The organism is Methylobacterium sp. WL1, assembly GCF_008000895.1.
GTDB lineage: Bacteria > Pseudomonadota > Alphaproteobacteria > Rhizobiales > Beijerinckiaceae > Methylobacterium.
Map to the genome: position 1 here is coordinate 217,377 of NZ_CP042823.1, position 21,189 is coordinate 238,565.

19 protein-coding genes are annotated in these 21,189 nt (G+C 66.5%); 11 read left to right on the forward strand and 8 right to left on the reverse strand.

Going from position 1 to position 21,189, the window contains the following annotated elements:
* Nucleotides 1-22 precede the first annotated feature (22 nt).
* Both FVA80_RS01275 and FVA80_RS01280 read left to right on the forward strand, forming a co-directional pair.
* The gene (locus tag FVA80_RS01275; RefSeq protein WP_147908546.1) at nucleotides 23-235 is read left to right on the forward strand and encodes a hypothetical protein; all 213 of its coding nucleotides are present in this window, start codon (nucleotides 23-25) and stop codon (nucleotides 233-235) included.
* A gap of 62 nt (nucleotides 236-297) precedes the next feature.
* On the forward strand, nucleotides 298-594 hold the full coding sequence (locus FVA80_RS01280) for a hypothetical protein (protein WP_147908547.1): 297 nt from the start codon (nucleotides 298-300) through the stop codon (nucleotides 592-594).
* A gap of 558 nt (nucleotides 595-1,152) precedes the next feature.
* On the opposite strand, the gene FVA80_RS01285 is transcribed toward FVA80_RS01280, so the two are convergent.
* The gene (locus FVA80_RS01285; protein WP_147908548.1) at nucleotides 1,153-1,407 is read right to left on the reverse strand and encodes a hypothetical protein; all 255 of its coding nucleotides are present in this window, start codon (nucleotides 1,405-1,407) and stop codon (nucleotides 1,153-1,155) included.
* A 599-nt stretch (nucleotides 1,408-2,006) separates the two neighbouring features.
* Between FVA80_RS01285 and FVA80_RS01290 the strand changes: the two genes are divergently transcribed.
* Nucleotides 2,007-2,231, forward strand: a complete 225-nt coding sequence (locus tag FVA80_RS01290; RefSeq protein WP_147908549.1) for a hypothetical protein — start codon at nucleotides 2,007-2,009, stop codon at nucleotides 2,229-2,231.
* A 482-nt stretch (nucleotides 2,232-2,713) separates the two neighbouring features.
* Here the strand turns inward: FVA80_RS01290 and FVA80_RS01295 are convergent, their stop codons facing one another.
* On the reverse strand, nucleotides 2,714-2,914 hold the full coding sequence (locus tag FVA80_RS01295; protein ID WP_147908550.1) for a hypothetical protein: 201 nt from the start codon (nucleotides 2,912-2,914) through the stop codon (nucleotides 2,714-2,716).
* Between the two features lie 176 nt (nucleotides 2,915-3,090).
* Here FVA80_RS01295 and FVA80_RS01300 point away from each other — a divergent pair, with 176 nt between their 5' ends.
* From FVA80_RS01300 to FVA80_RS01315, 4 genes are all read left to right on the forward strand, one after another.
* Nucleotides 3,091-3,342 (forward strand): PilZ domain-containing protein, encoded by a 252-nt coding sequence (locus tag FVA80_RS01300; protein ID WP_147908551.1) that lies wholly within the window; start codon nucleotides 3,091-3,093, stop codon nucleotides 3,340-3,342.
* 188 nt (nucleotides 3,343-3,530) lie between these two features.
* Entirely contained in the window at nucleotides 3,531-3,821 is a 291-nt protein-coding gene (locus FVA80_RS01305) for a hypothetical protein (RefSeq protein ID WP_147908552.1), read from the forward strand.
* A gap of 589 nt (nucleotides 3,822-4,410) precedes the next feature.
* On the forward strand, nucleotides 4,411-5,046 hold the full coding sequence (locus tag FVA80_RS01310) for a DUF938 domain-containing protein (protein ID WP_147908560.1): 636 nt from the start codon (nucleotides 4,411-4,413) through the stop codon (nucleotides 5,044-5,046).
* Entirely contained in the window at nucleotides 5,043-5,771 is a 729-nt protein-coding gene (locus FVA80_RS01315; RefSeq protein WP_147908553.1) for an SDR family NAD(P)-dependent oxidoreductase, read from the forward strand. Before FVA80_RS01310 ends, FVA80_RS01315 begins: the two co-directional genes overlap by 4 nt.
* A 249-nt stretch (nucleotides 5,772-6,020) precedes the next feature.
* Here the strand turns inward: FVA80_RS01315 and FVA80_RS01320 are convergent, their stop codons facing one another.
* Together FVA80_RS01320 and FVA80_RS01325 are read right to left on the reverse strand one after the other, a co-directional pair.
* On the reverse strand, nucleotides 6,021-7,013 hold the full coding sequence (locus tag FVA80_RS01320; RefSeq protein WP_147908554.1) for a DUF808 domain-containing protein: 993 nt from the start codon (nucleotides 7,011-7,013) through the stop codon (nucleotides 6,021-6,023).
* A gap of 241 nt (nucleotides 7,014-7,254) precedes the next feature.
* On the reverse strand, nucleotides 7,255-10,407 hold the full coding sequence (locus FVA80_RS01325) for an efflux RND transporter permease subunit (RefSeq protein WP_147908555.1): 3,153 nt from the start codon (nucleotides 10,405-10,407) through the stop codon (nucleotides 7,255-7,257).
* Nucleotides 10,408-10,561: 154 nt separating this feature from the next.
* Between FVA80_RS01325 and FVA80_RS01330 the strand changes: the two genes are divergently transcribed.
* Both FVA80_RS01330 and FVA80_RS01335 read left to right on the forward strand, forming a co-directional pair.
* A complete protein-coding gene (locus tag FVA80_RS01330) occupies nucleotides 10,562-11,752 on the forward strand; it encodes an efflux RND transporter periplasmic adaptor subunit (RefSeq protein WP_246692225.1) in 1,191 nt (396 codons plus the stop codon).
* 67 nt (nucleotides 11,753-11,819) lie between these two features.
* Nucleotides 11,820-12,122: a DUF3862 domain-containing protein gene (locus tag FVA80_RS01335; protein ID WP_147906150.1), complete on the forward strand. Its 303-nt coding sequence runs from the start codon at nucleotides 11,820-11,822 to the stop codon at nucleotides 12,120-12,122.
* Between the two features lie 481 nt (nucleotides 12,123-12,603).
* On the opposite strand, the gene FVA80_RS01340 is transcribed toward FVA80_RS01335, so the two are convergent.
* Nucleotides 12,604-16,335 (reverse strand): vitamin B12-dependent ribonucleotide reductase, encoded by a 3,732-nt coding sequence (locus FVA80_RS01340; protein ID WP_147906149.1) that lies wholly within the window; start codon nucleotides 16,333-16,335, stop codon nucleotides 12,604-12,606.
* 514 nt (nucleotides 16,336-16,849) lie between these two features.
* Between FVA80_RS01340 and FVA80_RS01345 the strand changes: the two genes are divergently transcribed.
* The gene (locus FVA80_RS01345) at nucleotides 16,850-17,266 is read left to right on the forward strand and encodes an NADH:ubiquinone oxidoreductase subunit NDUFA12 (protein WP_147906148.1); all 417 of its coding nucleotides are present in this window, start codon (nucleotides 16,850-16,852) and stop codon (nucleotides 17,264-17,266) included.
* Between the two features lie 231 nt (nucleotides 17,267-17,497).
* On the forward strand, nucleotides 17,498-18,154 hold the full coding sequence (locus tag FVA80_RS01350; RefSeq protein ID WP_147906147.1) for a DUF2155 domain-containing protein: 657 nt from the start codon (nucleotides 17,498-17,500) through the stop codon (nucleotides 18,152-18,154).
* 3 nt (nucleotides 18,155-18,157) lie between these two features.
* On the opposite strand, the gene aat is transcribed toward FVA80_RS01350, so the two are convergent.
* From aat to accB, 3 genes are all read right to left on the reverse strand, one after another.
* Nucleotides 18,158-18,841, reverse strand: coding sequence for a leucyl/phenylalanyl-tRNA--protein transferase (aat, locus tag FVA80_RS01355; protein ID WP_147906146.1), 684 nt, complete (start codon nucleotides 18,839-18,841; stop codon nucleotides 18,158-18,160).
* 88 nt (nucleotides 18,842-18,929) lie between these two features.
* Nucleotides 18,930-20,282 carry an acetyl-CoA carboxylase biotin carboxylase subunit gene (gene accC / locus FVA80_RS01360; RefSeq protein WP_147906145.1) on the reverse strand — a complete coding sequence of 451 codons (1,353 nt, stop codon included), beginning with the start codon at nucleotides 20,280-20,282 and terminating at the stop codon, nucleotides 18,930-18,932.
* A 195-nt stretch (nucleotides 20,283-20,477) separates the two neighbouring features.
* The gene (accB, locus tag FVA80_RS01365) at nucleotides 20,478-20,945 is read right to left on the reverse strand and encodes an acetyl-CoA carboxylase biotin carboxyl carrier protein (protein ID WP_147906144.1); all 468 of its coding nucleotides are present in this window, start codon (nucleotides 20,943-20,945) and stop codon (nucleotides 20,478-20,480) included.
* Nucleotides 20,946-21,189 lie beyond the last annotated feature (244 nt).

Genomic DNA, 21,189 nt, shown 5'->3' on the forward strand with positions numbered 1-21,189 from the left:
AACCGTTATCGAGAGGCAGCCCATGTCGGTCGAGCCAGGCCAAACGTTATCGGACGAAGAGCTGGACCACCTCGCGCGCAAGCTGTTCGCCGAGGTTCGGGCCGAAAGTCCGGAGTCGAAGGCGGAAGCGGCCTTGAAGACCGCCGGCGAGGTGGCTGGAGAGGTCGTCCCGATCCTCCCGGATTGGCTCCTGGAGCCCAATGACGTTGCCGTCGAGCACGGCCGCGAAGACTGAAGCTCCTGACGGAACTATCGCTCGATTCTGCGTCTTCCTCCTTCACCAAATCAGGAGGAACTATGCCACGTATTGCTACGCTGACGGGCGCCGTCGCCATCCTCGCGCTGACCGCGACGACGTCCTTCGCGGCCCCGTGCAAGGTGGGCACGACCACCAGCGCCAATGGCCCTACGACCAAGGACACCAGCTCGAACGTCGAAGGTGGTTCGACCGCGAAGGTGACGCCAGGCGCCAAGGGTGAGTCGCCCGGTACGGTCGGCGCGATGAACAACGCCGGCGCCGGCACCATGGCGGACAAGGGCGAGAAGAAGGCCCCCCAGGGCCAGCCGGTGAAGCCGGGTGACGACAACTGCTGACGATTCCTGGTCCGTAGGCAATCCGCCTGCGGGCTTACCCCGCTCCAGCGATCGGCCATCTGATGGCCGTGCCGACGAGCGCGACGCTGACCTGGGCGACGATCGATCCAACGCACCGAGTCTGCGAAGGGCAGGGGGGGGCGCCGAACGTCGCAACGACGCCCGTTGCCGATTTAGTTGCCGTTCCGAATAGCGGCCAACCTTATAGCTCCTTGCCCTGATGCCGGGCTCTGAATAGCAACCAAGATTTTGTAAAACGGAGAAACACTCCGGATAGTCCTCTAAGCTGACGAGCAGCCTGCGCATGATGATTTGACCGGCCCAAGTCAACAGGTTGTTAACCATGTTGCAGCAGGATGCTCCTGGCGATCGGCTGGGGAGCTGAGCGCCAACGGAACGGAATCGCCGACGCGCTCGCATTAGGCCCGCTACGGGAACACCCGGGCGGGCTTTGCCTATTTCTGGGCCTTGAGTGCCCCGCACTCGTGCAGCATCATTGGACGCGCTGATGCGAGACATCCTTCGGCTCGGCCTTGCCAGCCGGGCTCCACGCGCGTGTCACGGGATTGCGCGCACCGACGCCTTATGACCCGTCGGGTGGCTTTGCGCGGGTTCGCTAAGCTGTTCCAGCTGCGCTGCCGGCGTGCTCTCGACCAGAAGCCGGATCATCGCGGATCGGCTGTCCAGCATCATGGCCGGTGGTTCTCCCACAAAGATTTGCCACGCTGCCACGAAGGCGGCCTGCGACATGTGGGTGAGCGCGTCCTCGCTCTGGGACATCGGCTCGGCCGGTACGATAGGCACGTCGATCATTCACTTAGTACGAGGCCGGGCCACACTGCGTTTCATGGGGGCTTTAGCAGGGTAAAGGTGCGTTTAACGGAACCGTCGACCGCTCGATATTTGTTTCCGGGAGCGAGTAGTCGTCCCCTCAGCCATGGGGCCTGCCCAGTGGGCCAGGTTCCTCAGAACGGAGCCGCGACGAGGCGATCCGTCGAGTGACCCTTAGGACGCCCCCGAAACGCGAAGGGATGGCCCCGATCACGGCCGCCACACCGCAATATTCGAGCGCCGCGGCAGAACGAGCCGCGAAGACGTCGGACCCCTGTTCGACGGTGCTATCACCGCAGGACCATGCGATCGAGATCGCATTGCGCCGTCCTATTTACGCGCCTGACAGCGCGTCCAGCGACGGCGGTTGGCGCATTCGCAGGGACGGCCGCCGGGGGTGCCGCGCCTGAAGGTGTCTCAGGCCTCGATGGCGCCAGGGGGCGAGATGATGCCCGGGCCGCTTGGGTCGATGTGACAGGATGATCACAGCGTTCGCGAGACGCCCACGCCTCAGTATTCCAACACATTGAGTGAGGGATCCATGATTGCACGTACTAGTTGCAACATGGAAGGAGATCCCCATGCAGGCATCCGAATGCTGCATCTTCCGCGTGACGGTCGCGGCGAGCCTCGGCTGGCTCATCGCACTCACCCTGATGTGGAAACACGGCGTGCTGGCTGCGCTGCTCGTCAGCCCATTGGTCGGAACGGCGGCAGCGATTGCGGCTATGACGCTGTTTTGGTTTGCGAGCCTGTTCGTCTCGTGCGAGCCGATAGGGCCACGCGCTTTTGACGCCGACCGGTGACGAGACCTGATCGAAACCTGGTGCCGAGTCGTTCTTCTCGCGCCTGCGCAGCGGCGACGGTAGCGCGGATGACGGACCGTCGATGGTGGCCTCCACCGTCTTCCCCCTGACGCCCCCCAGAGCCGGCTGCAACTGAGCGTTGCAGCCGCGGAGAGCTACGGGCGGCGTGACGCGGCGCAGCCTTGCGGCTCTCGACGAACGCGGCCGAATCCGACGATCGGGTCAACGTTACGGTCGCGACGGATGTCCGCGACCAGGCCTGATCATGTCGCGGGCCATCCATACGCAACCGGATGGAGGGCAGGGCGAAGCGGGCACCGTGCCGGGGCCACCGGGCGGAGCCGAAACCGGCACAGGCTAAGGTCAGCGCGCCCTGCCGGACGAATTCTTGAACCCGTCCGGCCGTGCCGGCATGCAGTCGCCGCTACGGCTCGGACCAGATCGGTCCCGTTCTTCAGCCGTGGCACTGGATTTCATCGGGCTCAGTGCGGAGAGAGGTATTTGATCACGGCGGCGACCACGGCGATCAGCGTCCCGCCCGCAATCGGCGCGAACAAGCCGAGGATCGAGATCAGGATGATGAGCGTGACGGCAGCGTTCTCGGCCCGCTTCGCATCCCGTGAGGGTTTGCGCGGCGGCTCCCACCGGGGCGGGACAGATCGCTGATCGGGAGGGACGAACATCTGCCTCCATGATGCGCACAGCCAGAAATCATCTCGATGCTATGCTCAATTGGCGAGGCTGTCACCGCGTCGATCGTCCGCAGCCGACCCGAATAAGTCGAATTTGATGTAAATGGCGAACCGCCCGCGAAGGATCCTGGGCCTATACTGGACGTGGCCCTGCGTTGAGTGATCCCATGGACAATCAAAGATCGGCTCGTCGTGTCTCCATCAATATGATGGGACGCATCACCGTGCCCGATGAGGCGGCAATTCCCTGCGTGATCCATGACATCTCGAAATGGGGCGTTCGGGTCCGGCTCGACGGTACGGAGCGCATCCCGGACAAGTTCACACTGATATTCGATGCCACCGAGAAGGTGATCGGGTGCGAGACCGTTTGGAAAAGCTCGGATGAGATCGGCGCCCTGACCGACCTGATGGAATGACCGGCGACCCGCCCCCTGCGTCGGTCAATCTCAGGCGCTCGATGCTGATCGAACCTTGGCCATAGAGAAGGATCTAAAGCATCTTTTCGCTGCAGATCTTGTCGTTAACCACTCGTTAACGGTTTCGCCATAGTGGTTAATGGACGGTCGGTGGAGGTGGTCTGCCGCGCATGTCGGGCGAGCCTCCGATGATTCTCTTGATAGCGGCCGCGATCGGTAGCGGTCTGGTGACGGCCATCGTCCTCGCGCCGCTGAGCCCCCTGGCGGCGCTCCTCACGGCGCCGCTAGTCGCCAGCGTCGCGACCGGGCTTGCGTGCCTTCTCATCGGGTGGCGCAGTGCCCGCGCCGGCGGCGATGTAACGGTCCTCGACGAACAGGCGGACGCGATGGTGGCGGCCCTCCGGGCGGCTGCCGACCATGCCAAGGCCGTGTCGCCCATATCGGCGAATACGTCGTCGCGTCGCAACAAGGTCGCGTAGAGGTCCGGTTTGATTACTACAGGACCGCGGACCGCGCGGCCTTCACCTTGCTGCCGGCCTGGGCCAGGTGTCACAAGCGCGAAGAGATATTCTGGACACGGCTCGGTTTCGAGGGGCCGCCGGCCCTGGAACGCAATCCGCAAGCTCGTCGGCGGCGGCGATGTACGTTTAGGGACGGTGGTGGTCCAGCGCAGGAACGGCCAACCCGTTCCGTTCGGACGTCTTGAATCAGCCCGGATCTGCCTCCTTGCGCGGCCGGCTGTGACGCGTTTCGGCTCGACAACGCGGCGCGGATCGGCACGTGCGAGTACGTTCGGCGGCCTGCTGGCCTTACAAATGTCTCGCGGGCATCCGAAGATCGACGGCCGGAACGCGGGATCGGGAACGAAGGGGAGGATGCGCCCACCCTGGCGGAGGGCACCGAAGTTCGCGCGTTTGAAGCATCGGCGGCCGCGCTGCGGGGCTCGTGGAGTGGCCCGCCACTCAGACGCCCATGCGCGTCATCGAAGACCGTGCGCGAGCCGCCAAAAACAGCCATGCTGCCGTGGAACGAGATGTGGCCCCGTTGGATCGTCGCTTGAAGTTCCCGATGTCAGATGCGCTGTTCTCGCCCGCCTTCGAGCGCAATGCCCCATCGATCGTCGAAGTCCTGAAGCGCGTTGTTCCGCCGAGCGGCCTCGTTCTGGAGATCGCAAGCGGATCGGGCGAGCACGCCGTTCACTTCGCTCGTGCGATGCCCACCCTCGACTGGCAGCCCAGTGATCCGGACGAGGCGGCGCGGCGCAGCATCGTCGCCCATGCGTTTGCTTCGGGACTCTCGAACCTCCGGTCCCCGATGGCGCTCGACGCGGCCCGGCAGCCATGGCCGATAGCCAAGGCCGACGCGATCGTCGCGATCAACATGATCCATATCGCGCCCTGGGACGCGACCATCGGGCTGATGGCCGGTGCGGGCGCGACGCTACCTGCGGGTGGAATCCTCTATCTCTATGGCCCGTTTCGGGAGAATGATGCCCACACCGCGCCGAGCAACGCCGCCTTCGACGAGAGCTTGCGCATGCGGAACCCCTCTTGGGGTGTGCGTGACATCGAGGCTGTTGCAGCTGCCGCCGACAGGCACGGCTTCCGTCTCTCTGAGCGCGTCGCGATGCCCGCCAACAATCTCAGCCTGATCTTCCGCAAGCTGGATCGCCCCTCCGCGAACGGTGGCGGATCTGCGCGATGACGGCTTCCGCCTCGACGAGCGCGGTCGTCATCGGTGCCTCGGGAGGGATAGGCCAGGCTCTCGTGTGCGCCCTCGCGGCGAACCAAGCCTACGGCTCGGTCTTCGCGCTCTCCCGCTCGAAGCCGTTAGCACCGAATGGCGTCCGCACCGTTGCGATCGACCTCGGTGACGAGGCCACGATCGCTGCGGCTGCGGAAAGCATCGGTGCGGCCGGACCTGTCGGCTTGGTCATCGTCGCAACCGGACTCCTTCATCAAGACGGCGTTTTGCCTGAGAAAACATTCAAGGCGCTCGATCCCGCCGCGATGGCGACCGTCTTTTCGGTCAACACGATCGGCCCGGCGCTCGTGGCGAAGCATTTCGTGCCTTTGCTGGCGCGCCGGGGACGCTGCGTGTTTGCGGCCTTGTCGGCGCGGGTCGGATCCATCGAGGACAACCGTTTGGGCGGCTGGTACTCCTACCGCGCGTCGAAAGCGGCGTTGAACCAGATCCTGCGGACGCTTGCGATCGAAGTGGCTCGCACCCGGCCGGAGGCACTCGTCGTCGGCCTGCATCCGGGGACGGTCGCTTCCGAGTTGTCGCGGCCTTTTCGGTCGGATCCCAACGCCCACGGCGTCGTTCAGCCCGACGTGAGCGCGGCTCATCTCCTCCGCGTGCTCGATAGCCTCGCGGCAAAGGACACCGGAGGCGTCTTCGCCTGGGACGGCACGCGGATCCCAGCCTGAACGCGGTACCGACCGAGATGCGCCCGGTGGTGGCCAACTGCTGGGCCGGCAAACGCTGCTTGCAACCCCTCGATAGCGATATCCGTCGACCGCTCAGCACACATTACAGCAATCGAGGACGGATATAATAGAGTCGCAAATCGAGCTTTACGGAAGATCTTTGCGGCGCGCGGCGACTCGCCGGTTCGAGGGCATGAGCTATAGTCGATTGTCCTCTGAGATCTTCGGCGACGGACTAAAACTTCAGCGTCAAACGCCCCGCCTCCACACGCCCGACAGTGTCCGCCACGCCGGTGCCAGCACGAAGCCCGTGAGCGGGATCAACAATCCGCCGACCGCCAACCCGATCAGGCCCGACGCCATCGCGGTAACGAGCCATTCGACGATGCCCGCGGCGAACGGGACGGATGAGGCTGCGCCGACCGCGGCCTGATGCGCGGTGTGTGCCGGGGCCGACAGGCCGTAGGCCTCCATCCCGTGCATCAGGATCCCGCCACCGACCCAGATCATCGCCGCCGTGCCGACGACGGCAAGGATCTTGAGCAGGATCGGCATGCCATAAACTACCCCGCGTCCGAGACCACGGACGAGACTTCCGAACGGCGGTCCCGCCGCGCTGCCAGCGAGGGCAAGGCCTGCGTCGTCGGCCTTCACGATGAGCGCCACCACGCCGTAGACCCCCACGGTGATGCCGAGAGCGACGATGGCCAGGACGGCCGCCCGCATCCAGAAGGTGCCCTCCGGCAGCGCGGCCAGGGTGATGGCCATGATCTCGGCCGACAGGATGAAGTCGGTCTTGATCGCGCTCGCGACGCGGCTGTCTTCCCGGGCCTGGTCGCTCCCTGCGTCGCCCGGGCCTTCCGCGTCGTGGCCGTGCGCATGATGAGGAAAGAGGGCCTCGTAGACCTTCTCGGTGCCCTCGTAGCAGAGATACGCGCCGCCCAGCATCAGGAGCGGCGTGATCGCCCAAGGCGCGAAGGCACTGAGTGCGAGGGCACCGGGCAACAGGAACAGGAGCTTGTTCCGGAGCGATCCCAGGGCGATCTTGCCGACGATCGGCAGCTCGCGTTCTGCCGCGAAGCCGACGACGTAGCGCGGCGTGACCGCGGCATCGTCGATGACGACGCCGGCCGCCTTCGTTCCGGCCCTCGCGGCCTGCCCCGCTACGTCGTCGAGGGATGCCGCCGCCGCCCTGACCATGAACGCGACATCGTCCAGCAGGGCGATCAATCCAACGCTCACAGGTCTTCCCTCGTCAAAGATCGGTCCGCCAGACAGACGAACCGCGACCGGATTTGATCCGTCACACAGGGAGGTCGGTGCGACAAGGCCGCCGGAGGCGCCGACCCGGGACCTGACAGGCTCGGGATCCGATTCGCGCGCTATCGATCGGATGCGACGCGGCTCTCAAGACGCCGGGGGCGCATCGATCCGCCGAACGGTCGAACCTGAGGCGGCCGCGTCGGTTGTCCGAACCGCCGGGTCACTCGGCGGGCTGAGGTGCGGAGCGGTCGTCGTGCTCCCGGAAAGCGGCAGGCTTACCCAGGAGGCGCTCGAAGGCGACGTAAAAGGTCGGCGTCACGAACAGGGTGATGAAGGTCGCCACCAAGAGGCCGCCGATCACCACGGTGCCCATCGAGACCCGGGCGTTGGCCCCGGCGCCGCTGGCGATGGCAAGCGGCACCGAGCCCATGATGAACGCGAATGAGGTCATCAGGATCGGGCGCATGCGCAGGCGCGCTGCATCCTGGGCGGCCTTGAGCACGTCCTCGCCCTGCTTGCGCAGATCCTCCGCGAACGCCACGAGCAGGATCGAGTTCTTGGCCGCCAGCCCGACCAGGAGCAGGAGACCGACCTGCCCGAAGATGTCGAGGGCGAGCCCCCGGATGGCCAGGAAGCCCACCGCGCCGAAGATCGCGATCGGCGTGCCGAGCAGGATCACGAAGGGCAGGCGCAGGGACTCGTACTGCCCGGCCAGCAGCAGGAAGATCATCAGCGTGCCGAGGCCGAAGATCAGAGGCGCGTAGCCGCCGGCGATCTTCTCCTGGTAGGCGACGTCGGTCCATTCCACCGCGTAGGTGGACGGCAGCTTGGAATCGGCCAGGGCTTCGATCGCCGCGATGGCGGTGCCTGAACTGGCGTTGGCCGCGGTGTCCACGGCGATCTCGATGGTGGGATAGGTGTTGTAGGACAGGACAGCGGTCGGGCCGGTGACGAAGTGCGTCTGGATCAGCGAACCGACGCGGACAGGCTCGCCGCGGTTGTTGAGCACGGTGAGCGCCTCGACATCCTCGATCGTCCGGCGGCCCGAGGCCTCGCTCTGCACGTAGACCTGATAGACGTAGCCGAAGCGGTTGAATAGGTTGACGAAGCTCGAGCCGACATAGGTCCCCAGCGCGTCGAACAGGTTCTGGAGCGGCACACCGAGCTGCTCGGCCTTGGCTCGGTCGATCTCCAGGCGCATCTGCGGGACGCCGTAGCTGGTCGTGGGGATCGCACGGCCGACCGAGGGCAGCTTCTCCATCTCAGCGATGAAGCGTTGTGCAGCCTCCGCGAGCTTGAGCCCACCGGAACCGCTGCGGTCCTGCAGTTCCAGGGTAAGGCCGCTGCGCGAGCCGAGCCCGGGGAGGGGCGAGGGGTTCACCACCCGGATCTGACCATCGGGGTCGTGCTTGAAGCGCTTCTGCACCGTGGCGATGACATCGGTGACGCTCTGGTTGCGCTCGCCCCAGGGCTTCAGCGTCGGGATCTGGAACCCGTAGAACGGCGCGATCGCGTCCGCGAGGATGCTGCGGCCGGTCACCCCGATCGTGTGCTCCACGCTCGGGATCTCGCGCAGGGCTTCGCCGACACGGTCGACCATCTTATCGGTGCGGGCCACGGAGGCGCCCTTCGGCAAGACCACGTCGGCGAAGAAGTAGCCCTGGTCCTCGTCCGGCACGAAGCCGGAGGGCCGCTGCATCGTCATCCACACGGTCACGGCGGCGAAGAGCACGAACACGATGGCGACGAGGGCGATGTGGCCGGTCAGCCAGCCGATCGCAGCCACGAGGCGGCGGCTCGCGCCCTCCAGACCGGCGTTGAACCAGCGCAGGGGTGCCCGCCAGCGGCTCTCATCCTTGGCGTCCGCCTCACGGTGCTTGAGGATCAGCCCACACAGGGCCGGGGTCAGAGTCAGCGAAACCACCGCCGAGATCATCACCGAGATGGCGATGGTCAGCGCGAACTGGTTGTACAGCTTGCCGGTGAGGCCGGGGATGAAGGCCACCGGTACGAACAGGGCGGCCAGGACCAGGGTGGTGGCGATGACGGGGCCGGCAACCTCGGTCACGGCCTCCCGCGAAGCGGCTGGGGGGGCCATGCCCTCGTCCATCAGGCGCTCGGTGTTCTCGACCACGATGATCGCATCATCGACCACGAGACCCACGGCCAGCACCATGCCGAGCAGGCTCAACGTGTTGAACGAGAAGCCGAGCAGGGCCATCGGCCCGAAGGTCCCGACCAGCGCCACCGGCACCGCGATGGCCGGGATCAGGGTCGCCCGCCAGTTCTGGAGGAACAGGTAGGTGACGATCACCACCAGGACGAGCGCCTCGAACAGGGTACGCACGACCTCGAAGATCGCCTCCTTGACGAATTCCGTACGGTCGAGTGCGATCTTGTATTTGAGGCCCGGCGGGAAGCGCTTGGCGAGGTCCACCATCGTGGCACGGGCGCCGTCCATCACCTGAACCGCGTTGGCGTCCGGATTCTGATAGAGCCCGAGCGTGGCCGAGGCTGCCCCGTCGAAGCTCGAGCGGACGCCGTATTGTTCGGAGCCGAGCTCGACCCGTGCCACGTCGCGGATGCGGACCACGGAGCCGTCCGGGTTCGCACGCAGAAGGATGTTGCCGAATTCCTCGGGCTTTCTCATGCGCCCCTGGGTCACGAGTTGCAGCTCGAAGGCGGTCGCCTGATCGACCGGCGGTTTGCCGAGCGTGCCCGTGGTGATCTGCGCGTTCTGCTGCGTGATGGCGGTCGTGACCGTGCCCGGGCTGATGCCGAGGGCCTCCATCTTCAACGGATCGAGCCAGATCCGCATGGCGTAGCGCTTGTTGGAAAAGTTGACGATGCGGCCCATACCCTGGACCCGGCGCAGCGGCTTGATCACCTGCGTCTCGGCCCAGTTGGCCAGGAACAGCTCGTCGTAGGGCGCCCCGTCCTCAGCGTAGAGGACGATGTTGCCGAGCCGCTGGCGTGAGCTCTTCGTGATCTCCAAACCTTGGGCGTTGACCGAGGGCGGAAGCTTGGCCTCCGCCCGGTTGGCGCGGGTCAGCACTTCGGCGGCCGCGGCATCGAGGTCCGAGCCGACCTCGAAGGTCGCGTCCATGCTGACGCTGCCGTCGGTGTTGCTGGTCGAGTTGATGTAGAGCAGGTTCTGAGCGCCGTTGATCTCCTGCTCCAATGGGATCGCGATGGCCTCGTAGGCCTGCTGGGCGCTGGCCCCCGGATAGGTCGCCTGGATGTTGATAATCGGTGGGGCGATCTCGGGAAACTGAGCGATCGGCAAGGTCAGGCCGGCGACCGCGCCGATCAGCGTGATCAGTACGGAGATGACGCCGGCCAGGACCGGCCGATCGACGAAGCGGGCGAACATGCGGGATCGTGACTTCCGGTCGTGCGCCGCCGACGTGGAGGCCGCGTTGCAACGTCTGGCCGATGAGCGTGTTCCTCTGCCGCCGGGCGCTCGCTATCGCGGAGGGCCGAGCCTCGGGTCTTGGGAGCGTCAGTGGTGCGGACAGCAGTCAAGGTTGGTGTGGGGCGGGCTGATCGTCCTGGCGGGCGCAGGGGGCTGGTACGCGGCAGGGCGTCCCACGCCGGAGCGGATGGTCGCGGCGCTCCCGTTCACCGGCGGCGACACGGCGACCGAACCGGCCGAGCCGCCGCTGGACGTCCGGGTCATCACCGTGCGCAAGGTGAAGGTCCCGATCGCCTTCACGTATACCGGAACGATCATTTCCCAGCAGGATGCCACGTTGCAGGCGCGGGTGACCGGCAACGTGACGGAGCGCCCGTTCGAGCCGGGGGGCCACGTCAAGAAAGGGCAGGTGCTCTTCCATATTGATCCGAGGCCCTTCGAGGTGGCGCTGCAGACCGCCAAGTCGCAGCAGGCCCAGGCCCAGGCCCAGCTCACCTTCGCCCAGGCGGAGGTGGACCGCACTGAGACGCTCGCCGACAAGGGCTACGCCACCGAGCAGCGGTTTCAGCAGCTCCAGGCGAACCGGACCTCGGCGGTCGCACAGGTCCAGGGGGCGGAGGCCGCCATCGCCCGGCAGAACCTCAATCTGGATTACGCGGTCGTGAACGCCCCCTTCGACGGGCGCGCCAGCCTGTCCACCATCAACCCGGGCGATCTCGTCATCGAGAACCAGACCCAGTTGGTCTCCGTGGTCCAGCTCGATCCCATCGACATCCAGATGGCCCTGTCCTCGGAGGATTCAGAAGCGGTCCGGGCGGCGATGCGGGATGGGGGCGTCACCGTGTCGGTCCTCGGCGAGGACGGGAAGCCAGTGCGTGAGGCCAAGATTTACCAGCTCGACAACCGGTTCGATCCCCGGACGGCGCGCCGCCTCGTCCGGGCTCTGATGCCGAACGACGACGAGCGCTTCCTGCCGGGCCAGTTCGTCCGCGCCAGTATCCGGACGGGCACGAAGGAAAGGCTGCTGGTGCCGACCGCCGCCCTCGACTCGCAGCTGGCCCAACAGATCGTCTACACGGTCGACGCGGGCGGTAAGATTCAGCAGAAGCCCGTGACGACGGGAGACACCTACGGCGAGAACACGGCGATCCTGGACGGGCTCGCGGATGGCGACCAGGTGGTCGTCGATCACCTGCAGGAGATGCGGCAAGACTTGAAAGTCGTCGCCCAGTCGGCGGGGGAGGTCGAACCCGACCGGAAGCCCGGACACGGGGACGCGGCCGCCTCAGGCGAGCCCGGGTAAGCCTAGCTGGCCACGCGGTCCATTTTCGCGCCACGTCGAGATTCTGTCGTCACGGGACGAGTTCTGCATGTCGAAGCTTCACTTGGCCCTCGCAAGCCTACTATTGATCGTTGGCAGCCTGCCCGCGACTGCGCGCACGGCCGAGTGCCGGGTCACCCGCGACGCCTACGCGTCGCTGAAGCAGGGGACGCACTACGATCAGGCGGTGAAAATCCTCGGCTGCCCGGGCCGTCGAGTGACCCACATGGAGATCGGCACCGTTCAGCGGGCGACGTATTCCTGGCGTGGAACCGGCCGCACCGGCGCCAACCTGAACCTGTCCTTCCGCAATGGTCGGCTCACGAGCAAGTCGCAGCTCGGCCTCAACTGAGAGCGACCGACCCGTTCCAGCGTCCGGCGCCAATCGATGGGATCGACGGGGGCGCGCATGCGCATGCGGGTCAGGCACGTCTTAAGGTCGGAAAGATCGCGCAGAACACGCTTGGTCGTTCACCTCTGAGGGTGAATCGGAGCGATTGGAGTCGGTTGATCGCCTCCCCGCCAGTCCTGGTGGTGGCGCGGACAACGGCCGATCCGCGGCCCGCGCGCGTCAGAACCCGTATTTCCGCTTGCTACGACCGAAAGGCCACGGCGGGACAGGCTGAGGTTTGAGCCAGGGCGACGAAGCACTCCGCGCGACCGAACACGCACTTTTTCGCAAAAACGATCCGGGTGGCTAACAGTTCAGCCACCCGGATGGTTAGATCCGTCACGCTTTCGAACACCAGGCCAATCTAAGCTTCGCCGCCGCCTATCACGCGTCGGATATCAGCGATGGAAATCGCCAGTTCGCGGAAATCCAACCGCGGCGCTTACGAGCAACCGGTCGTGGACCCGCAGGTGTCGCACTTCAGGCAGGTGCCGTTGCGGACCAGCGTGAAGTTGGCGCATTCCGGGCATGCCTCGCCGACGTAGCCCTTCATCTTCGCCTCGGCCCGCCGGTCGGCGACGGTACGTTCCACTTTGGTGAAGGGGAGCGTGTCGGCGATCGTCTCGGTCTGCCGGGCCACCCCCGGCTCGGATTTGAGTGCCGAGGTGCCATGGATCGCATGGACGGTCCCGCCGGCCGGAGAGGTCTGGCCGGTACTTCCGGCACCGACGCCGACCGTGCCGCCGGCCGGGCCGCCTTGGATCAGGGTGAGGCGGTCGGCCGAGCCGCGCAGCAGGCCGCGCGATACGACCGAGGAGGCCGGTGCAGGCTTGGACCCGTCGCGCGTGGTGTCGCCGGCCTCGCCGCCGCCGAGCACCGTGCCGCCGATCTCGGCTGGGCTGACATGGGCAAGGTCGGCGCGACCGAGATAGGACACGGCCAGCTCGCGGAACACGTAGTCGAGGAGCGAGGTCGCGTTCTTGATCGCGTCGTTGCCCTGAACGAAGCCGGCCGGCTCAAACCGGGTGAAGGTGAACGCTTCGACATACTCCTCCAGCGGCACGCCGTACTGGAGCCCGAGCGAGATCGCGATGGCGAAGTTGTTCATCAGGCTCCGGAAGGTCGCGCCCTCCTTGTGCATGTCGATGAATATCTCGCCGAGGCGGCCATCGTCGTACTCGCCGGTGCGCAAGTAGACCTTGTGCCCGCCGACAACCGCCTTCTGCGTGTAGCCCTTGCGCCGGGCCGGCAGCTTCTCGCGGGACCGGATGTGCTCGACCCGCTCGATCACCCGCTCGACGATCTTCTCGGCGATCTGAGCGGCCTTGGCGGCGGCGGGGGCCTGGATCAGCGTCTCCAGGGCGTCATCCGCCTCGTCGTCCTCGTCGACGATGAGGGCGGCGTTGAGCGGCTGCGACAGCTTCGAGCCGTCGCGGTAGAGGGCGTTCGCCTTCAGCGCCAGGGTCCACGACAGGCGGTAGGCCGCCTTGCAATCCTCGACCGTGGCGTCGTTGGGCATGTTGATCGTCTTGGAGATCGCCCCCGAGATGAACGGCTGGGCCGCCGCCATCATGCGGATGTGGCTCTCCACGGACAGGTAGCGCTTGCCGATGCGGCCGCACGGGTTGGCGCAGTCGAACACCGGGTAGTGCTCACGCTTGAGGCCCGGCGCCCCTTCGAGCGTCATCGCCCCACAGATATGGGTGTTGGCGACTTCGATGTCCTTCTTGGTGAAGCCGAGGAACGGCAGCAGTTCGAAGGTCGGGTCCGAGAGCTTCTCGGCCGGGACCTTGAGGGTGTGGATCAGGAACTCGTCGCCCAGCGTCCAGCGGTTGAACACGAACTTGATGTCGAAGGCCGACTTCAGGCCCTTCTCGATCGCGGAGATCTTGTCGTCGGTGAAGCCCTTGGCCCGGAGGGTCGTCGGGTTGATCGCGGGGGCCTGGCCCATGGAGCCGTGGCCCACTGCGTAGGCCTCGATCTCGGCGATCTCGGATTCGCGGTAGCCCAGCGCCCGCAGCGCATCCGGCGCTGCCTGGTTGATGATCTTGAAGTAACCGCCGCCGGCGAGTTTCTTGAACTTAACCAGGGCGAAATCGGGCTCGATGCCGGTGGTGTCGCAATCCATCACGAGGCCGATCGTGCCCGTTGGCGCGATGACGGTCGTCTGGGCGTTGCGGTAGCCGTGGGTCTCGCCAAGCTGGAGCGCCCGGTCCCAAGCCGCGCGGGCATGGGCGCCGAGGTTGTCCTGCGGGATGTTGGCGTGGTCCAGCGGCACCGGCGCGATGCTCAGGAACTCGTAGCCCTCCGCCTCGCCGTGGGCTGCGCGGCGGTGGTTGCGGATCACCTTCAGCATCGCGTCGGCGTTGTCGTCGTAGGCCTGAAACGGGCCCAGCTCGGCCGCCATCTCGGCGGACGTGGCATAGGCCACGCCGGTCATGATCGCTGTCAGCGCACCGGCCAGGGCGCGGCCCTCATGGGAGTCGTAGGGGAGGCCCATGGTCATCAGCAGGCCGCCGATGTTGGCGTAGCCGAGGCCGAGCGTCCGGTACCGGAACGACAGCTCCGCAATCTCCTTCGACGGGAACTGCGCCATCATCACGGAGATCTCGAGCACCACCGTCCAGAGGCGGTTCAGGTGCTCGAACGCCTCGACATCGAAGCGCTTGGCCTGCCGGTCGTACATCGTCAGCAGGTTGGCCGAGGCCAGATTGCAGGCGGTGTCGTCCAGGAACATGTACTCCGAGCACGGGTTCGAGGCCCGGATCCGGCCGCCCTGCGGGCAGGTGTGCCAGTCGTTCATCGTGGTGTTGAAGTGCAGGCCCGGATCCGCCGAGGCCCACGCCGCCTCGCCGATCTTTTCCCACAACTCGCGGGCCGGGATGGTCTTCGCGACCTTGCCGGTGGTGCGCTGGGTCAGGTGCCAGTCGGCGTCCGCATCGACCGCCCGCAGGAAATCGTCCGTCAGCGAGACGGAGTTGTTGGAGTTCTGGCCGGCGACCGTGAGGTAGGCCTCGGAATCCCAATCGGTGTCGTAGACGGGGAAATCGATCTTGGTGAAGCCCTGGCGAGCGAACTGGACCACGCGCTTGATATAGGCGTCCGGCACGGAAGCCTTGCGAGCGGCCTTGATCTCGCGCTTCAGGGCCGGGTTGCGCTCCGGATCGAAGCAGGCATCCCCTTCGGCCTCGCACTGGGTGCAGGCCTTCATCACCAGGCCGAGATGCTTGGAGACGACCTTCGAGCCGGTCACCAGAGCGGCGACCTTCTGCTCTTCCTTGACCTTCCAGTCGATGAAGGCCTCGATATCCGGGTGGTCGATGTCGACGATCACCATCTTGGCCGCGCGGCGCGTGGTGCCGCCCGACTTGATCGCGCCGGCGGCCCGGTCGCCGATCTTGAGGAAGCTCATCAGGCCGGAGGACTTGCCGCCGCCACCGAGCTTCTCGTTCTCGCCGCGGAGCGCGGAGAAATTCGAGCCGGTGCCGGAGCCGTACTTGAACAGGCGTGCCTCACGGACCCACAGGTCCATGATGCCACCGTCGTTGACGAGGTCGTCCTGCACGCCCTGGATGAAGCAGGCATGCGGTTGCGGGTGCTCGTAGCTCGACGCCGAGCGGGTCAGCTCACCGGTGCGGTAGTCGCAGTAGAAATGGCCCTGGCTCGGGCCGTCGATCCCATAGGCCCAGTGCAGGCCGGTGTTGAACCACTGCGGCGAGTTCGGCGCCACCATCTGCTTGGCCAGCATGAAACGCAGCTCGTCGAAGAACGCCGCGGCATCCTCCTCAGAGGAGAAATAGCGGCCCTTCCAGCCCCAGTAGGTCCAGCAGCCGGCGAGGCGGTCGAACACCTGCGTGGCCGAGGATTCGGAGCCGATCCGCTCCTCCTCGGGGAGCTCGGCCAGGGCGGCCTCGTCGGCGACCGAGCGCCACAGGAAGGAGGGGACGTCGTTTTCCTCGATCTTCCTGAGGCGCGCCGGAACGCCGGCCTTGCGGAAGTACTTCTGGGCCAGCACGTCGCTCGCGACCTGGCTCCAGCTCTCCGGAACGTCGATGCCGTCGAGGCGGAACACCACCGAGCCATCGGGGTTGCGAATTTCGCTCAGGGCCTTGCGGAACGGAATACCGGTATAGGGCGACTGTCCGGCCGTGGTGTAGCGACGCTCGAACCGCATAAGACACACCTCTCCCGTCGGGACACGGATGTCCCGGCCCCGCTGGGCGCGGGGTCGATTCCCAATAAGGGGGTCGCGTTCGCTCGCACCCGGAAACCGGAAGCGAGGCGACTCAGCGAAGATGATTTTAGGACGGTCGAACCTGCCGAAACGCACCACGGGGGGCGGCGCGACCGATGAAGGGACAATACCGCCGCCATCGCTCTCACGTCAACAAGTAGTGTGCGCCGGCGCGGTTCCCCGCTAGATGTTGTGCCGGCTTGTATAAACCTGTGGATATCCGCAGCGCCCTGGATAAGTGCCCTTCTGGCATTCCGGATTCGGGGCGGAAAAATTTTCGATCCACACCCTGAAGTAGAGGCACTTTATCGCGGGTCGTAAATAGCCGACTGAGGTCCGGGGTGGGCGTTGCGGCGCAGCGACAGTTGGGCCCCATGGCTGGACTCGGGCGCGCGCGCTCACCATAACGGCGCCAGAAGCGCCTCGGCGGCGCGGCTTGCTACCGGGACCGGCGATGGCGCTGAAGGACACTTTGCTGCGCGTCTTCACGTGGTGGAACGGCCAGACCGTCTCGCTCGCGCTCCAGACCGCCCGCACCGGCATCTTCGTCGGCGAGGATGATTTCGGAAACAAGTACTACAAGGCCGAAGGCGCGCTGATCGACCGCTCGGTCGGCTCGGAGCGGCGCTGGGTGGTCTATAACGGCTACGCCGACGCGTCGAAGGTGCCGCCCGGCTGGCGCGGCTGGCTCTGCCACAACGTCGATCTCGCCCCGAGCGAGGAGGCCTATACGCCGCGCGCCTGGCAGCAGCCACATGTCGAGAACCAGACCGGCACGCCGAACGCCTACCGGCCGCAGGGCTCGCAGCTTTCCTGGGGCTCCCGTCCGGCCGCGACCGGCGATTACGTGTCCTGGACGCCCGGCGAGTAGGCTTGCACGCTGGATCAGGAGGCTTGCGGCTGCGGCGCCCTTTTACCGCCACCGTTCTGGTGTTCATCGCGAGGCCACCCGATCCGACCGCCGCGCCCGTGACGGCGCGACCGGCCTTCCTCTAGAGCCTCGTCCCGGATCCGGGCTGCGGCCCTGGGGTCCTTGTTCCGCATCGTCGTCTTCCGAGAGTCGGCCACCCCGTTTCGGGACGATGCATTAGGGGTCCGAGCCTTGAGCCGCACCAAAGCCCTCGCACGCCCCGTCCTGGCCCTCGGTCTGGCATTGGCCCTCGGGGCCAGCCCTGCCGCGGCCGACAAGATCAAGAATCCGACCGCGGTCTTCTCCGGCCTCGACAAGATCACGGGCCGCATCGTGTCCTTCGAGGTCGCGGTGGACGAGACCGTGCAGTTCGGGTCGCTGCAGATGACCCCGCGGGTCTGCTACACGCGTCCGCCCACCGAGAGCGCCAAGACCACCGCGTTCCTCGAAGTCGATGAGGTCACCCTCGACAACAAGTACCGGCGCATCTTCACCGGGTGGATGTTCGCGTCGAGCCCCGGCCTGCACGCCATCGAGCACCCGATCTACGATGTCTGGCTGGTCGACTGCAAAGGCGGCAGCGACGTGATCGCCGAGGCGAAGGAGCAGGAGGACGTGCCGGCGGTGGCGGCCAAGCCGGAGCGGACGAAGCGCGCGGGCCGGGATTCGACCAAGACTGCCCAGCAGCTGAACGCCGCCGGCCAAGTCGATGTCGAGGCGCCGCGCGGCGTGCCGGTGCAGCCGCGCCAGAAACCCTCGCGAAAGTTCTTCCCGTCGAACGAGGGACCGGCTCCGGCCCCGCCGCCCCCGCCGCAGCCGCAAAACCTGTTCGACGCGCTGTTCCGCTGAAGCTCAGTCGCCCGCGCCGACGCCGAGCGCATCCAGCACCCGCGCGCCAGGGACAGTCCCGTCGCAGGGCCATACGTTCCAGTCGGCGTCCGCGTCGAGGGCAATGGCGAGCCGCCGCTTGTAGATGTGCCGCGGCAACTCCTCGGCACCGAACTGCGTGAGGTGATCGGTCACGAACTGGGTGTCGGCGAGGCGGTAGCCTCCGGCGCGCAGTCGGGCCATCAGGTGAACGAGGGCGACCTTCGAGGCGTCGCGCACCTCGTGAAACATGCTCTCGCCGAAGAAGGCCGCCCCCAGCGAGACGCCGTAGAGGCCGCCCACCAGGCGCCCGTCCGCGCCGGCGTAGACCTCGACGGTATGGACATGCCCGAGGTCGAACAGCGCGCCGTAGAGCTCACGGATCCGCCCGTTGATCCAGGTCTTCTCGCTGTCTCGGCGGGGCGCGGCGCAGCCACTGATCACCCCGTCGAAATCCGTGTCGCACCGGACCTCGAACTGGTCGGACCGCACGGTCCGGGCCAGGCGCCGGGACACCCTGAACCCGTCGAGCGGCAGCACCCCGCGCGCCCGCGGCTCGACCCAGTAGAGGGTCGGGTCGGTCGCATCCTCCGCCATCGGAAAAATGCCCGCCGCGTAGGCCTTCAGCAGGATCTCGGGGGTGATGTCCACGCGGGTCGGATCGTGCATGGGACGAGTGTCGCGCGGCGCCGATCCAAATGCCAGAGCCGGCATCGGACCTGATCGCCGCGAGCCGGCGGTGCGATCCCGGCCGGGCTCAGACCTTCATCCCGCCGTCTTCGAGGAAATGCTCGAGCCAGTGGATGTCGTAGAGGCCGTTCTGGACGTCCGGGTTACGCACCAGGGTGCGGAACAGCGGCAGGGTGGTGTCGATACCGTCGATCACGAACTCGTCCAGCGCCCGGCGCAGGCGCATCAGGCACTCGTTGCGGGTGCGCCCGTGCACGATCAGCTTGCCGATCAGCGAGTCGTAATGCGGCGGGATCCGGTAGCCCTGGAACGCCGCGGAATCGACCCGGACCCCGAGGCCGCCGGGGGTGTGGTAATGGGTGATCTGGCCGGGGGAGGGCCGGAAGGTCTCCGGGTGCTCGGCGTTGATCCGGCACTCGATGGCGTGACCCTCGACCTTGATGTCGGATTGCGACACCGAGAGCGAGCCCCCCGAGGCGACCTGGATCTGTTCGATCACCAGGTCGATCCCGGTGATCATCTCGGTGACCGGATGCTCGACCTGGATGCGGGTGTTCATTTCGATGAAGTAGAACCGCCCGTCCTCGTAGAGGAACTCGACCGTGCCGGCACCGAGATAGCCCAGCTCCTTCATGGCGTTGGCGCAGATGCCGCCGATCTCGGCGCGCATCGATTCGTTGAGCGCGGGAGAGCCGCCTTCCTCCCAGACCTTCTGGTGCCGGCGCTGCAGCGAGCAATCGCGTTCGGCCAGATGGACCGCGCCGCCCCGGCCGTCGCCGAGCACCTGCACCTCGATGTGCCGGGGCTTTTCCAGATACTTCTCCAGGTAGACCGCGTCGTCGCCGAATGCGGCCTTGGCCTCGGAGCGGGCCATGCCGATCGCCTGCTCCAGCTCGGACTCGGTGCGGGCGACCTTCATGCCGCGACCGCCGCCGCCGGCCGCCGCCTTGACCAGGACGGGGTAGCCGATCTCGGCGGCGACCCGCTTGGCGTCGTCGATATCCTCGACGCCGCCCTCAGAGCCCGGCACGCACGGGATGCCGAGCTTCACGGCCGTACGCTTGGCCTCGATCTTGTCGCCCATGGTGCGGATGTGTTGCGCCTTGGGGCCGATGAAGCCGATCTGGTGATGCGCCAGAACCTCGGCGAACCGGGCGTTCTCAGACAGGAAACCATAGCCCGGGTGCACCGCGTCCGCCCCGGTTATCTCGCAGGCCGCGATGATCGACGGGATGTTGAGGTAGCTGTCCCGGGCGGCGGGCGGCCCGATGCAGACGCTCTCATCGGCCAGACGGACATGCATGGCGTCCGCGTCGGCGGTGGAATGGACCGCCACGGTGGCGATCCCGAGTTCCTTCGCCGCCCGCAGGATGCGCAGGGCGATCTCGCCGCGGTTCGCGATCAGGATCTTGTCGAACATCGAACCCTTAGAGCGTCCAGGCGATCCGACGGGACCGCGCAGGATGATCTATCCTCTTGTTGCGCGCCGTTTTCCAGGCCTGACGTGGCGGTCGATGCGGCGGAAGACGCTCGAACCGCCTACACGGAAGTCATCGCCGCCTGCTCGTAGCAGGCGGACGGACCGGCGAAGCGAACAGGCCGCCCCGCGCGTCGCTCAGGCGATGACCAGGAGGGCCTCGCCGAACTCGACCGGCTGGCCGTCCTCGACGAAAATCGCCGTCACCGTGCCGGCACGGGGCGCCACGATCTCGTTGAAGGTCTTCATCGCCTCGATGAGGAGCAGCTTGTCGCCGACCTCGACCTTGGAGCCGATATCGATGAACGCCTTGGCCTCCGGGGAGGGGCGCAGGTAGGCGGTCCCGACCATCGGCGACGGTACCGAACCGGGATGCGCCCGGGCCGGCTCCGCCGGAGCCAGGGCCCCCGTCGGCGGCGCCACGGGCGGTGCGGCGGCGGCGACCGGTGCGGGAGCCGCTACCTGGACGTTGACGGGCTCGAGCCGCCGCACGACGCGGATCCGCAGGTCTCCCTTCTCGACCTCGATCTCGGACAGGCCGGTCTCGGTGACGAGGTTGGCGAGTTCGCGGACGAGCTCGGAATCGATGGGATCGTTCTTGGGCATCCGGCCTTCTTCGTATCGCGCCGCGGCGGTCGGTTCATCCGGCATGCGCGCTGGCACTCGATCACAGCCTCATGGCTGGCGGCTCTTAGCGCATCGTTCCGGGGATCGGAACCGGCACGAAGCGCTAGAACTTTGGTTTTGCATCATCTTTTTCCGAAAGGTGGCAACCGCCCTTCGCGATGATGGTCTAGACGAAGGCGGCCGGGGGGGACAAGGCCGCGCCCTTCGCCATCCGCCGGTGGAA